This window comes from Algoriphagus ratkowskyi (assembly GCF_002150505.1).
GTDB lineage: Bacteria > Bacteroidota > Bacteroidia > Cytophagales > Cyclobacteriaceae > Algoriphagus > Algoriphagus ratkowskyi.
On the sequence record NZ_MSSV01000004.1, the window covers coordinates 201,795 to 217,302 of the forward strand.

Sequence of the window (15,508 nt, forward strand, 5' to 3'; positions counted from 1 at the left end):
TAGTCCAAAAGCCACTCAAATATATGACATAAAAAAAGCAGCCCTAAGGCTGCTTTTTAAATTTATGATTAATACGACGTTGCAGGGACTTCTTTAGTGGATTTGGAATTTTTCTGCCAGAAGAAGAAAATTGTGAAAAGGACTATTAGAATTATTGGGAATATCATGATTTTTTGTAAAGTTTCTTGACCTGCTGCCAATTCAAGTTCAGCACCAGATAGGCCTGCTGCAGACATTGCTGCATTTGATCCATCTATCCATCCGCCAATAATCGGCTGGAAAATGGCTGTAGAAAACATACCAACTCCACCAATAATGGACATTCCGAGTGCTCCACTCAAAGGAACTCGTTGTGCTACTGCACCCACCATCACAGGCCAGAAATAACCTACACCAAGTGCAAATACTACCGCAGCGACATAAGCCATCGGTCCTGTAACCGTACTAAACATGTAGATTCCTAGAGTAGCTAAAATAGCCCCTCCCAACAACACTCCTGTTTGACCTAAAGTGGCTACAACTGGGCCTGCAAAGAAACGTGCTGTAGCCATCACTCCTGTAGTTAATGCAAGAATTAACATAGGACTAGCTCCACTTGAACCCATGATCAAGCCTACCCATTGCTGTGGACCAAACTCAGAGATAGCAGTGAAAGCCATGGCGATAAAAAGGAATATAAATACAGGACTGAACATTGCTTTGAGGTTTTCCTGAAGTGAGGAAGCACCTTCTACCAATGGTTTTGGAAAAGTCTTTCCAAAGAACAGTACTGCATAGATGACAGTAGGAATCATCATGATCCAAATCTGGGCTTCCCATCCCATATTGAGATCTGTCATGAATTTTGAAATCAAACTTCCTAAGACTATGCCACCAGGGAACCACATGTGAAAGCGATTAAGCATTTTGTTCATTTTATTTCCCGTGTACATATCGGCAATCATAGGGTTACAGGCTGCTTCAGTACAACCATTTCCAAAACCTATAAATAGTGTGGAGATTAGAAGTGTGGTATATCCATCTGCAAAAATAGTCAGTAAAATACCTAAGGTGTGAGTCAAAAAAGCGATTCGCATAATATTGGCAGGGCCTACCTTATGATAAAAAATGCCTCCTAAAATCATTGAGATCGGAAATCCCAAAAACCACATGGAGTTGATGAAACCTAGCTGCTCAGCGCTGAGTCCAAATGTATCGCCTAGTTGTGGCAAAATTCCCGCACGAATAGCGAAGGTAAAGGCGGTGGTAATGAGGGCAAAACAACTTGCGTTGAAAAGCGCACTTTTGTTGATGGTTTGATTCATTTGATAGGTTTTAGAATTTGGGGTTTTGAACGATCGATTGTAAAGACTGAAAAATAGGAAATATATTGCATTCAACTTTCCCGCTAATAAAATATATTATTCTGAATTGCGTCATCAATCCAATATGAGTAGAGTTCCAATTAACTTTTCTTCGATGCCGTAAAGCGGATTACGAAGAAAAATTACGACCACGTAATTCCCCGTTTGGACATTTTTTCCGTGTGCTTTCCCATTCCAATTTAGAACCGGCACTTCCATTTTAATATCATTTGCAGTTGCGTGATAAATTAGTTCTCCTTGCCGATTTAAAATAAATAATTCTGCTTCTGTGATTTCTTCACTCATCAAAACTCTAAAGTCCTGATCAGGATTGCCAAGAATCATTGCATTTGGATAGACTACCTTATAATCGCATACATCATAGGCTGTAAAGCTATCCCTGAATTCGCAACCATCCTCTGTGGTTACTAGCAACTGATATTCCCCTATCTGGGCAGGTTTATATAGACGTTCAGTGGATACTAATTTATTTTGGAAAAACCACTCGTATTTTGCGAAATTTCCAGGATCAATTGGTGATAAGTTGTTTTTCTTTGAGCACATTGGATATCTCTCAACTAGTTCGGGAAGAGTGAGTAAAGTGCTCTCTTCAACTAAAATCAGATTTCTCCCAATCTCACAGAGCAGTTTATTGTAGACGACAACTTCATAAGTTCCTGGTTCAGATACAGTGATTTCAAACTGGCCGCCAAATTCAGGCAATTCCTTACGCTGATTATTTAGATCAAAGTAAATCCACTCTGTTTGGAATACCTCAAGTTCATCTGTAGTCAATGTTACTAGCACTGATCCGGGTTCAGGACAAATTTTGGTAGTTTCTAGGTCTACTGGAACAGAAATTACAGGAGGAACTACCTCAAATATGACAGGAAGTACGTCGCAAAATCCACTGGATAATGGCTGAACAAGCAACGAGAAAAATCCTATTGTTGCTGGATAAAACTCAACCCCACGACCTACAATTTCGCCTCCTGAATTGATCCACCGTATCCTTGTCTCTTCGGGCAGCAAGCCATTAATATTTGCCACAAATAGAATTGGTGCGAAACATCCTCTTTCTTCTTTAATAGGCTCAAAGGTGAACGTTTGTAATACGGATACGTTAAATTTTTCGACTAGAGAACATAAACTGGAAGAGGCCTCGACCGGCGCTCCGCTGAGTATGTAATTGCCTCCTTGTGTAATAGTGAATGCGTTCCCTGAGCTTAACGCTTGAGTTCTTCCATCTGGATAGGTAAGTGTGAAGAGCAGATTTTCTTCAGTTTCTGGAGTAAAGTCGAAAGTTTCACAAATGAGAAAATCTCCGGGTATACTGTACTTTACATGTGGTTGATCGGTAATAGTGAAAGTTTCAGTGGGATAGGAGCATCCATCTATGACCAGCTCGAGAAGATATTTCCCAAATGGCACGTCTAGCGTCAAAAGGCCATTAGTAGGAATATTTCCTGATTCAATTTGACCTTTTGTACTTGATAGTAATCTATATTCTCCAACTCCAATTGCTTGCCCAAAGTCCACTTTGATTCTGCCTTTTGCTACCCCATCTTCGGTGCATGTTTCAGGAAAAGTCGTTATTTCAGGTTTAATCTGATTTGGATTATTAGAACCGACTGGAGCGTTACTAGAATCAAGCTGTACAAATTGGATTGTTTTACAACTGTTTTGGGTAATTATTACAGAGTAGACTTTTGATGTTAGATTTGAATATGTTAAAACCTGTCCTGATGATAAAGGACTTTCAACAATGCCAAGCTCTGGGATTTCAATTGAATCCACCTCTGTGTTGACAGTTATTTGGAAGCTGCCATTATCTGAAATACAATCGTCTGGAGATACTAATACCTGTATGTCGACATTAGGAGAACCTAATAGTTCAAATGTGATTTTTCTTACTGAAGAACAGTTAGGGTATTCCTCGTCCTCCGCGCTGAAAAAGACTTCATAAAGTCCAGGACCGGTAAGTTCACTTGATACTACCGTGATTTCAAATGCATTTCCAAGACTTTTTTTAATTAACTCTGTACTTTTCTTAATGAACCATTCACCGGTCAATGGCGTGTCGGTACCAATTAGTATGCTATTCCCCTCACAAATTTGCTCCGCACTTTGAATTATTTGAAAATCAATTGGAGGGCCAACAAAAGTTGTTCCCTGTATAGAACAAGCCTCTGTGCCATCGGGATTGGTGAGGTATAGTTCCACAAAATGATATCCAGCTGAATAGGTTAGGAATTCATTGCCTGTTCCAATAACCACCTGATTTCCATCTTCATCTAGAGATTTCCAAGTAATTGTGTAATCGGAAAGATTTGGGGTGTTAGGAGATAAGGCTGTAAGTAAGACTGGATCATCACCGCAAAGCAAATAATCCGACTTCAGAATTAGATTAGGACCTTTCTGAACTTTTACGGTTAAATTTCCGCTAAAAAAATCAGTGTTTGTACCTCTTCTTATTTTTAAAGTCACTACGTATTCTCCAACCGCAGAGTATAAAAATTGAATTGTCTCAAATTGGTCGCCGCCACTTTTGTTGAGTACTTCCTCTCCGGTTGAATTGGTGATTTTCCACTCATATACATCACCCAGGGATCCTCCACCAGTATACGTGCCTATTACGCCACCTATTACAATGCATAGGTTTTTATCACCTGTAAAATCTTGGATTGCATCTATCGAATAGGTGGTTTCAGGTGTTTGTGGATTTTTAACCTGTCTCCCAAGTGTAGCCAAAGGAGTCAGACTAAAAATAATCCAAACTAAAATCATCCCAATCTTACCACTAGGAAATTGGTATTGAAGGTTCAATGAAATTAAAATAGAGGATGTAATGGAAACTATGTTTGCACTGAATTATTAAATATTAGACTTATTAATTCAAATTCAAAAAATGTCATGAACCACTTTGGGTCTTGCAACCTATATTATTCAATGATAAGAATGCTGCCAAATTCTGTCTTGGAAATGTTTCTTTCACGATTTTTGAAATTAACGCGGACTGCATAGTTTCCGTTTGGAATAGCTTTCCCATTATATAGGCCATTCCAAGCGCAGGTGGATTCTTCTGAAATAAGATTGGTTTGGGAGCATTCAAAAACCACTTGTCCCCACTTATTTAATATGGCCAGATTTACTTCATCGATTAAGTAATTTGTATATAGCAAAAATTCCTTAGTAGGATTTCCAGGTTGCACTGCATTTGGATACATTACCTTCAGATCACATTCTTGTTCTGCGCTAAAATCTACCTGATAAGCACAACCTTCTTGACTATATACGGTCAATTGGTAACTTCCCAAAAACTCAGGTTTGTACACAGGATTTGTTGATAATAGCTGATCTCCATAGTACCATTCATATCTAGCAAAACTTCCGGGGTTAATGGTTGGTCCAATATCGTATTTTGTGCAGATTTGATAGCTTTTATTCACCTGAGGCCGATTGTCGTCCGTACTTCTGAGAATTAGAACTTTATCAGAGCCAAGTAGACAAGAGGTTTTGTTAAAAAGGCGGGCTTCGTAAGTTCCTTCATTTATTACCAAGATTTCTTTTTTGTTTTGCAGCCCTACCAATTGTGATTGTTCACCTGTAGGTGAAGCAAACCACCACTCTATAGTAGTGACATCGCTTAAGTCAGCATTTATTCGAACCGCAGCCGAGGGAGAGCCTGGGCAAAGCGCATCAGCCAATAAAGCAACGTCAATTGCCAGTACAGGCGATAAAACTTCAAAAGATATTGGTGTCTGTTCGCAAGGCATACCCCCCGCAGGTTGAACATTGAGGTAATAGGTTCCAGGGATCAGAGTTGTAAAAGTCTGATCAGTCCCTACAATATCTCCTACGGAATTAGTCCATTGAAAAGTAATGTCATTAAGGTCTATGGCTCCAATTTCAGCAGTGTAAGTGATCTCTCCCATACAAGATTGATTTAAAAACTTTGGTTCAAAGATTATCTTCTCATTTCTTGTCGCTTGGATTACTTGAATATCTGGGCATAAGGTTGGATTCGGATTGGTATCGTATGCATAAACTTCATAATCACCAGATTGATTTAAAGTGAAACTCGAGCCACTATTGAATGTTGCTGTTGTGCCGTCAGGAGCTAATACCTCAAAAACTAGGGCTTGGCCAAATTCTGGTGTAATGCTTGTTTCTTCACAAAATGAAATTTCCGATGGAACGGTAAAGTCCACGCGATCAGTATTCAAAAGAATTACTATTGATTTTCTGCCCAAATCACAGTTTTTACCTATTTCAGGTTTGATACTATACACGGCTGATTCATAGGTGCCTCCCTGATCAACTTCTATTTCTGTTTGGTTATCGAACTGTGGAAGTTCTTCAATAGCACCATTTTCATCAAATCTTCTCCATTCAATATCTGTGGCCTCGTCAGGGTATTCTAAGACTGCGGTAATGATTGCTTTAGGGCCCACCTCGCAGAGTTGTGTCGCACTTAGAGATACATCCATACGTAGTATTGGCTCACTAATTAAAAAGCTTTTTGGAGGGATGGGACATGAAGAACTATTTGAAGGTTGTACTTCCAGCTTAAATTCACCAGTGCTGATGGGGTTCAAAAACTGACTGGTTCCCACAACTTCATCTTTTTCATTATACCATTTGAAAAGTACAGAAGTAGTGTCCTTCCCCATCAAATCTGCCTTATAGATTCTGTTACCAAGACAATCCTCTTGGATTAAGACAATATCGAAATCAACAGGGTTTACTAAAGTCACCTCAAAAAGCTTTGATACTGGGCAGAAATCATCATCAACAGGATTTCTGCCTATTATTTTGTGTTCACCCTGCTCTGTGATGATAAAAGGCTCATTTGAATTTTTAAAATCTGATTTTCCTGATGGGGAGATCAGTTCATATTCCAAATTATGGATTGATTGTGGCGTGATTTCAGAAGATTGACAAACTAAAAGATCTCCCGGTATGGAGTAATCAACAAGAAACTTACCTGGAATTTCTATAAGCTCTTCTTTTGGTAGGGAGCAACTGTCTAAATTATAAAGTTCGAAAACGTATTTCCCTCCAGGGACCGAAATTAAGAGTTCAGATTTATTTGTAAAAGTTTCACCCAAAATCGTTCCGCCTTTTTCATCCAGGACCCTATAAATTCCATCCACTGGCCCATTGATGAGGTCAATTAAAAAATCTCCGTTTAACCTTCCGTCCGTGGTACAGGTTTCTCCATTAATAGTACCTAGGTTAAATTCTAACTCAGGTGGAGGGTTTCCTAATGGAACAACAGAGGCATAGGTATTTATACATTCTCCTAATACCGAAATCAGGTTATAGGCTCCAGACGCTACTCCTGTTATGGTATACGTTTGCCCTGGGCTCAAAGGAGGAGTTGATATCTTTGAGTCTTTTATGTAGATGTAATCGATGGCAGTAAGTGCTTGAACCACAATTCCCCCATCTGCTATTTCACAACCACTTGAAGGTATTGGTTCTAATAGGATAAAATCTGGCTGAGGATTGTAAGTGATAATCTGAGATTTTCTAACTAAACAGTTTACTGCGTCTGGATTAATTACTTCATAAATCACATCATAACTTCCATAACCATCAGTAAGATTAGAAGGAGAAATTGTAATTCCAGGTGCATTATTGTTCAATACTTTTTCATTCGAGCTTCCAACTTTTTTCACAAACCATTTTCCATTGGAAGAAGGATTGGTCTCGAATTGAATTGATTGATCAGAACAAAGTGAATTTCTGTTTGATTTAAGAATTACGTTGTTAGAATCATCGACTTGAGTTGTTAGTACTGTTGAACACTCTTGAATCCCATTAGAGCTTGTGATGACAATAGTAGCAGAATAATTTCCTGGCTGGCTAATCTCTATTTTGTTTTGGGAGCCTATCACCACCCCTGCCTGATTTTTCCATTCTATTACATAATCAGAAAAGAAAGGTGTGCTGGACGAGATAGCCTCAAGTACTAATGGATCATCACCACAGAGTGAATATCTTGGATTTAAGGTAGTCTGTGGTCTATCTTGAACTCTTACATTTAATATTTGAGCAGGGAAAACCATCACTCCTCGTTTTACCTCCAACTCAACTTTGTGAACGCCCGGTAAGGAAAATGTATAATTAATATTTTGGAGTAATCCCCCTCCTGTGAATGTAGATATCAGGCTTCCGTCTGGTGCAAATATTTTCCAAGTATAAACATCCAGATCCGGCTCTCCTTCTCCAGAAAATACACCTATTACACTTTTTCCCCCATATGAAAAACAAAGGAATTCAGGGCCTATAAGGTTTGGTGAAATTAAGGCGTTGGAATTAAGGGTGGGTAAATTAGTTTTAGCCGTCTTGGAAAAGATTTTTCCACCAGAAAAAAACAATAGAAATACTAAGCCTATAGCAATGAATATAGGGAAACGTTTTACACTCTTCACGGGTGAGTTGTGATTTAACAGCATTTTTTATGATCTGAAGTACAGATAGTAGGGCAATCTACCAATTTAACCGACCACCAAAAAATTAAATAGGATAGAAGTAACAAGTTTGCACTAATAAGCCTCTTATCTTACAAAAATCCAATTGTTTTCTTCACTCATCTTTTCAGAATATTCATATCCGCCCTCATTGAAAGTTTTTAACATTTCAGGATCGGTGACTCTGTTCTTAATCGCGAAATTACTCATCATTCCTCTTGCTTGCTTCGCAAAGAATCCGATAATTTTGTAGCTATCCTCCTTATATTCTTTGAACTCAATAGTGATCAAAGGGCTTTTTAAAGTCTTTAAATGAACAGATTTGAAGTATTCTTGAGAAGCCAGATTAACCACCGTTTGGCCTTGGGCAGCTTCATTGATGGCTCTTGTGATTTTTTTGTCCCAAAATTCGTATAGATTTTTACCTTTTTTATTCTCCAGTCGAATCCCCATTTCTAAACGATAAGGCTGTATCAAATCTAAAGGCTTTAGTAGGCCATACAAACCTGAGAGGATTCTTAGATGAATCTGTGCGAACTCAAAATCCTCTTTACCATAATTGTCTACATCAATTTTGGTGTAGACGTCACCCTTGAAAGCCAATAGTGCTTGCTTAGAATTTTCTGATGTAAAATCCTTATGGAAGGTTTTGAATCGCTGATCATTCAGTTCCGCCAAATTATCAGAGATATGCATCAATTCGCCTATTTCTTTGGCAGACTTCTTTTTCATAAGCCTAACTAAAGATAACGTGTCAGTCTTGAAATCGGGCTGAGTAGATGCATTGTAATTTGGAGTGCTGTAATCCAGCGTTTTAGCTGGAGAAATGAGGATGAGCATGTTATTGAATTACTGTAATCGCTTTGGTTAATTTTTCTGATTTATTCTGGTCCTGACTGGTAAACTTGACTACCACAGCATATGTTCCGTTTATCACGAATTGTCCTCTATATTGTCCGTCCCATGGACAGAAAGCTTGATTTGGTTCAATGTTTTCATGGGAGCAATAGAAAATCAGTTCACCCCAACGATTGTAAATATATACTTCAACATCGTCAATGTATTCATTCGCATAGAGGATGAAGTTTCGATTAGGATCATTCAAAATTACGCCATTTGGGAAGATTATTTTCAAGGAACAATCTTCGACTACAACAAAGTTTGCTACATATTCACAGCCAACATTGTCTGAAACATTCAGCTCGTAGTTGCCTCCAGTGGTAGGAGTGAAGGTGGGTGAGGTAGAAACCTCTACGCCATTTAATTTCCAAGAGTAGTTGTCATAGACTCCTGGGTCTATCGTTTGAGTTACACCTTCTACTGCACAGATAATGAATTCGTCAGGGACTACTGGAGGGATTATTACTGATTTGATTACTATACCGTTTGCTCTGCCTAGATCACAGCCAGCACCACTTCTGAGTAATGCCTCGTATGTTCCTTCTTGAGATATTTCGATGATAGGTAATCCATTGAAAGCAGGAATTCTTGTTCTGGTGCCATTGACCACTGAATACCACTCTATATCTGCCACATTAGTCATATCTGCTACTACCGTGATGGTCGTGCTTGTTTGGTCTATGCAAAAGGGCACTATGTCTAGACTTACTTCAACCTTTTGGGAAATGACTACTGCCGTAAAAGATTTTTTGTCCACTGGACATAAGCCCCCTGCTATTGGCTGCACTTCCAAGGTGTAATCTCCTGACCTGCTTGGGACAAATGTTTGCCTTCTACCCACAATCACTCCAGCATTGTCTTTCCAAAGGAAAATTACATCTGCTGGACCTACATTAGTTAAAATCGCCTCATATTGAATACCAACCTGACAATCTACTTTGGGTGGAGAAATGTCAAAATCAATGACCTGTGTTATGTTAGCAATAATGGTTTTTTCCTTCAGACAATTTACTCCCGCTGGGTCTTCTCCTCGAACAGTGTAAGTGCCAGATTGAGTTAAAGTAAAATCTCCATTTGCATCTGGGGTGAGGAGAGTTCCTGAAGCATTGGTCACCGTATAATTCAATGCACTTGGTGAAGTAGGTGTGAATGTGAAGCTTTCACAGGCTGTCAATACTGAAGGCACAGAGAATATGACTTCGAATTTCTGAACTATGGAATAAATGGTAGGGTCTGGTATCGCACAGCCACTAGGATCCTGTATTTCTATGGCATATTCTCCATGTGGTACAGTAATGTCAAATTGGTTGGTGTTAGCAAACGATCCTTGGAACACTTGCCCGTCTCCTTGCCGTATCGCTGTGTAAGAGCCAGACTGTGGAGAATTCGTAAAGTTTATTGTTAGCAAGCCGTTTTCAACACCTGAAATCCCACAAACCTCATCTGTGCTCGTGACTGTGTATTCAAAACCAACTGGAGGATTGCTATTCTCTATTGTTGCCGTAGCTGTATAGAAGCAACCTGAGCTGTTTTCAGCTTCAATAGCATACACTCCAGGGAGTAAGCCAGTGACGGGAAATACATCGCCTTGATTAACATTGGTAAAAGAAATTCCTTCACCCACAATAGTAACAAGACTTGCAGGCGATTGCATTGTGATTTCAAATGAACCATCGGCTGTGGCACAATCAGTGGCAGAAATTAACTGAACTGTGGTGAAAAGGGGTAATTCATTCACAAACAAATTCACTTTTTTCTCTACCACGCATCCTTCCAAAATAGGATCTTGGGTCACAAATATAATCTCGTAATCTCCTGGGCCTGGAAGTGTGTTTATGAAAAGCTCTAATTCAAAGAATTCTCCTAATGCTACACGAGTTGGATCACCATTTAGCTCATAGAACCAACCACCTGAAATTGGCGTGTTAGGAGCGAATGTCACTACTGTCTCTTCATAGCATACTTCAGTAGCCGTTTGATCAAGATCAAATTCAAAGGCTGGTCCCACGAAAATTTCTGCAGTTGACGGACAAGTTTCATAAAGCAACGCTTCGTCATCCGAAAGTCCGGCTGGCAATCTATAACTTACTCTTACCGTGTAAATACTTTCTTCATCAACAGTGATTTCGTTCGAGTTTTCATTTCCAAAAATTTGACCAGCAGCATTTGTCCATTCAAAATCATATAATCCCTCAGCAGGATCATATCCATCTATCGCGATAAGCGTGACAGGGTTTCCGGCACAAAGTGTAGCATCATCAGCTAAAGTGAGCTCAGGTGGCGCTTCTACTAAAATTTCAGTACTAGAGCGAAAATACTCAGGATCACCGCAACGGTCCACTCTAAGCTCTACCGTATAAGTTCCTGGGGTATTGAAGATCTGATCTAAGTTTTGGAATTCATCTCCAGGCCCACCGTAATTACTTCGTATGATAGTGCCATCGTCCTTATTGGTGATAGTCCAGAAATAACTGTCAATATCAGGCTCTCCTCCACCTTCGAGTAAGGCTCCAGCTCCGAGTTCAGGGTCTAGACAAAGTCTTAATGGAGCAGTGAGGCTAGGTTCTGGTATCGAACTTCCTGAATTCTGCACAAAGGATGGCAATCCCAAATTGGATGTCCCTGGCATGGCATCTACGCCCTCTTGAGTAAAGCTGCTTTGTGAATTACAGCCCGAACCTACATTGATTTGCCCAATTCTATTGTCACCTACAACAGCCACATAGATTTGACCATTAGGTCCAATTTGTAATGCACCAAGGTCTTTCCCTGCCGTATCGCTGATCTGTTTTTTGGTGCTGATGATACAGGATTCTATTTGTGATCTTGTACTCGCTCCATTGAAACAAGTTGGGCAAACGGCGGAAGATGCATCATTATTTTCATTTGCTTTGATGATGAACTCCTCTATTCCTGGTCCTCCATTTCTATAAGAAACCAGTACGCGCTCTCCGTCCTCGGAAAATTCTAATCCATAAACATCCCCGTCACAGCCTAAGTCAATAAGAGCATATTCGCTCATCTGCCCAGTATCGCTGTCGAAGTCGAAAATCTCTAATTTATTACATCCGCCTTCCGATATCGTAACGGCAACTTTGTCTCCGTCTGAATTAAATTTCATCGTACCTGCACCAGACCCATACGAATGGTTTGATCCTACCGAACTTAATATTGGTGATCCAATACCATTAGCAGAAACAGGATAAGCCCTGAAGGTGTTATTACCTAGCTCATGATACATCACCCAGGTAGTATCACCGGCATCTAATGCAGCAGTGTGTTCTGTAGATGGACTAAAGAGGAAATTATCCTTGGTCACTACATTTCCTACGCCAGTCGGATTTTCTGCTTTTATGTCCACTAGCGAAAATTTAGCCTCATGGGTGCCATTCACGGAAAGTTGGCTTGTGAAGAGGTAGAAAAGCGTTTCTTCTTGAGGGACTGGTACTGCCAAAACTGCCTGGCTGCTTCCATTGTCACCTCCAATATCATCCCCATTTGCCATCAAATTTCCATTGAGATCCCAAACGGATTGTCCATCAGTGAAGAAGAGTACTTCACCGTCCTGACTCGAAATAGTCGTAGTGCCAGCAGGGATATTTTGTGGATGTCGAGATGCTATTGGCCTTGGGGTAGGAGCATCAGGATCGTCAGGGTCAGGGTTGAAGTCAAGTCCTGCTCCATCACCGAAGTACCAGATGTTATTAGTCTGATCATCTATGTCCCACATTTTAATGCGGATCTCTGCGTAGGCGTAGCAAGATGAACCCGGCTCACGCACAAGTGCCCAGTACAATCCCGGCTTACATACTAGGTTGTCTTTTCTTGTTCCCCAACCTTCGTCTCGATAGTTTGACCAGAAATACTCATAATTGTCATCTCCACCCTGGCCACTTCCGACTCCGCCACCACCTCCGGCACCGCCATCTTCCTCTCCGGATTGCGCACTAAGTAGTGGGCCGATATCAATACAGGATTCGCAAAGTGTAGTGTCTTGAGGAGAAAAGTTGGCCGTAAGATCATTTTCTGTGAGCGGAATAATGTGATTAACGACTTTAGTTTCACCATCGGCAAAAGTCACCGTCAGTGTCACGTTTACAGTGGTTTCTTGTGCAGCGTCTGCAGGGATCAGGAAATGCTCCTGTGAGTAATCGACCGCAAGCTCATTGCCCGCAGAATCTACAAGTGGTGGATCAAACTCCCATTGAAAGCTTAAAGGTCTATAGTTTTCTGGCGTTAATTGAGAGGTGAGTTGCACTGGATTATTTGCGCAAGGTTCATCCGGTGCCCAGGTAAAATCTACTGTGGAAGTGATATCTGCATTTGGGGCAAATGTGGGAAAGATTGTTCCGCAAAAATCTACACCTGCAAATGGATCTTCTTCCACTTCGATCAAAGCTATGTCTGCCTCATTTGGATTGGTGATTTTACCCATCAATTGAGGACCACCGTCTACTTCCTCATAGATATAATATAGGCTTTCATCAGGACCGACTTTGATATCATAAATAGCAAAAAGATCTACAGGTGGAGTGCCTGGGCCAGTGATCGGGATTAATTCTGAAGCGGCATCTAAGCTATTTGATGGGATGCGATACAGTTGATTTCCTAAGGAGTAATAGATGAAATTTCCATCAGGAGAAAATTCTGTTCCCCCGTAATCTCCCGATCCAGGAAGCGTAGCTATTGAAGTTGAATTAGAGAAAGTGCCATTGCTCGTGTCAAAATCCATTACAACAAATAAATCGCTGCTGTCTTCGGGGAGAAGGATCAGCTTTCCCGATTCTTCATCGAAAATTATTCTTTCAGGAGTAAACGGTAAGGCTTGAGAATCAGTGTTGCTGAAATTGCCAACTCCTGAATCCAAACTTTTGGAAATTAAATTTCCCGCGTTGAAACTAATTAGATAAGAAGGGGAGGCGGATGTTTTAACTACCAATAGGCCACCAGACGCGGACCCCATGGATATGTCTTTGGATACGACTTCACCAAGTGCGGGTTGTTGACTTGTCGCCTGCCCGGCGGCATTCATGTCCAAGTGCGCGTATTGAAGCTCGCCACTTAGTGAGATATAAAAGATGTAAAAACTCCTAGCACCGTCAGGATCATATTCCAAAAAACCTGTTGCTACTTGCTGTATGCCATCGATATTTCCATTCAACCCAGATTCTACACCTTGAATTGGTCTTTGACTATTGTCATACACCAGCTCGCCATTAGTGACAAAGAGCGGCTGACCCGTTATAGGGTCAATGGCTAAGGCAGAATTGTATTTGGTATATACTGCCGAACCTGGAATTGACTGAACTGTAGCTGTATTTCCTTTTCCAAAGGATAAATAATTGTTTGCGGTAGCTCCACCACAATATCCAAAAATCCACTCATTGTCATTAAATCCCTGTGAATAGACCGTAGTATTAATTACAAAAGTTGTAAATAGGAGGGCAAGAGTAAAAATGTTGGGTAACCTTATGGAATTAGGGCTGCTTTTCATAATTTTCGAACTGCTTCTAAAACAACATACGTTCTGTACCGTTGAAGAAGCCTACTGAATATTCAAATAAACGAACAAATACTTGTTACGGTCTCAGTTTTACGTTGTTTTTCTTTGTGTGGTTGGACTATTTCTGGGAACTAATGCCTTCGCGCAAGATCCGCAATATAGCCAATATTACGCGGCACCCCTTTACTTAAATCCAGCTTTTGCAGGATCTGAACTGACTGGGCGGGTAGGTTTCAATTACAGGAATCAATGGCCAAGTATCGATGCGCAGTTCACTACATTTTCTGCTTATTACGATACCTACCTCAATGATTACAACTCGGGGATAGGTGTAATGGTTATGCAGGATACAGAAGGAGCGTCAAAACTTCGGTCCACTACTATTTCAGCATTGTATTCTTATGAATTGAAATTGGGAGATAAAATGTTTTTCCGTCCTGGTTTTCAGGCTAGTTATATACGGAGAGAAATTGGTTTCTACGAAAACCTGATTTTCGCCAATCAAATCAATCCTAATGATCCATTCGGTCCAATATTCCCAGGTTCAGATATCGCAGGCTTAGGTGACCCCGTCAATATGCTTTCACTTTCTTTTGGAGGCTTGTTTTTCACCGAGGACTTTTGGATAGGAGGATCTGCGCATCATGTTAATCAGCCCAATCAGTCTTTTATAGATGGAGACAGTCCTTTACCAGTGAAATTCTCTGCACATGCAGGCTATAGAATTTCATTAGGGGAAGGGTCCATGCGAGGAGATTTTACCCACATTAGAAAACAACGATATTTAACCCCAACCATTAATTTCAAAAAGCAAGGGCCCTTTGAACAACTCGATGTGGGTGCTTATTTTTACGTGGAACCTATTGTGTTCGGACTTTGGTATAGAGGCCTTCCTTACAAAAAAGTGGAGGAACAAAGTAATCGCGACGCTATCGTGATGATGGTAGGCCTTAATCTGCTTTCCGGTCTTAATGTAGGTTACAGTTTTGATTATACCGTTTCACAGTTGGGAATACAATCTGGTGGAGCTCACGAATTGAGCTTGTCTTGGACTTTGCCTAATAATAATCAAGGCAAGCCACAGCGAAGAGATACGCTTCTACCTTGCCCTAAATTTTAATCTACGATTTTAGAATTACGATTGACGAGGCTCCCGAATTGACAAAGTCTCCTTTCTATTCAATCCTTTTGATTAAATAGAAAGGAAAGAATTGAGGTCTATCTTATGGGAAGTAGGACTGTAGTCTTTGCAAAACTTTTGTGAGCTTCGTGGTTTGAAAATA

General features: G+C 40.4%; 6 protein-coding genes. 1 reads left to right on the top strand and 5 read right to left on the bottom strand.

Annotation, left to right across the window (positions count from 1 at the left end; genetic code table 11):
• Positions 1 to 68 precede the first annotated feature (68 nt).
• From BVH02_RS06410 to BVH02_RS06430, 5 genes are all read right to left on the bottom strand, one after another.
• A complete protein-coding gene (locus tag BVH02_RS06410; RefSeq protein ID WP_086500333.1) occupies positions 69 to 1,304 on the bottom strand; it encodes an MFS transporter in 1,236 nt (411 codons plus the stop codon).
• Between the two features lie 114 nt (positions 1,305 to 1,418).
• On the bottom strand, positions 1,419 to 4,169 hold the full coding sequence (locus BVH02_RS06415; RefSeq protein ID WP_143244185.1) for a hypothetical protein: 2,751 nt from the start codon (positions 4,167 to 4,169) through the stop codon (positions 1,419 to 1,421).
• Between the two features lie 116 nt (positions 4,170 to 4,285).
• Entirely contained in the window at positions 4,286 to 7,783 is a 3,498-nt protein-coding gene (locus BVH02_RS06420) for a gliding motility-associated C-terminal domain-containing protein (RefSeq protein ID WP_158093860.1), read from the bottom strand.
• 126 nt (positions 7,784 to 7,909) lie between these two features.
• Entirely contained in the window at positions 7,910 to 8,662 is a 753-nt protein-coding gene (yaaA, locus tag BVH02_RS06425) for a peroxide stress protein YaaA (RefSeq protein ID WP_086500340.1), read from the bottom strand.
• A 1-nt stretch (position 8,663) separates the two neighbouring features.
• The gene (locus BVH02_RS06430) at positions 8,664 to 14,216 is read right to left on the bottom strand and encodes a T9SS type B sorting domain-containing protein (RefSeq protein ID WP_086500342.1); all 5,553 of its coding nucleotides are present in this window, start codon (positions 14,214 to 14,216) and stop codon (positions 8,664 to 8,666) included.
• Positions 14,217 to 14,298: 82 nt separating this feature from the next.
• Between BVH02_RS06430 and BVH02_RS06435 the strand changes: the two genes are divergently transcribed.
• Positions 14,299 to 15,345, top strand: a complete 1,047-nt coding sequence (locus BVH02_RS06435) for a PorP/SprF family type IX secretion system membrane protein (protein ID WP_086500345.1) — start codon at positions 14,299 to 14,301, stop codon at positions 15,343 to 15,345.
• The last annotated feature ends 163 nt before the right edge of the window (positions 15,346 to 15,508 follow it).

Coding starts and splice junctions, on each gene's coding strand:
- yaaA (WP_086500340.1), bottom strand. CDS start 8,662: ATGCTCATCCTCATTTCTCCAGCTAAAACGCTGGATTACAGCACTCCA.
- BVH02_RS06410 (WP_086500333.1), bottom strand. CDS start 1,304: ATGAATCAAACCATCAACAAAAGTGCGCTTTTCAACGCAAGTTGTTTT.
- BVH02_RS06430 (WP_086500342.1), bottom strand. CDS start 14,216: ATGAAAAGCAGCCCTAATTCCATAAGGTTACCCAACATTTTTACTCTT.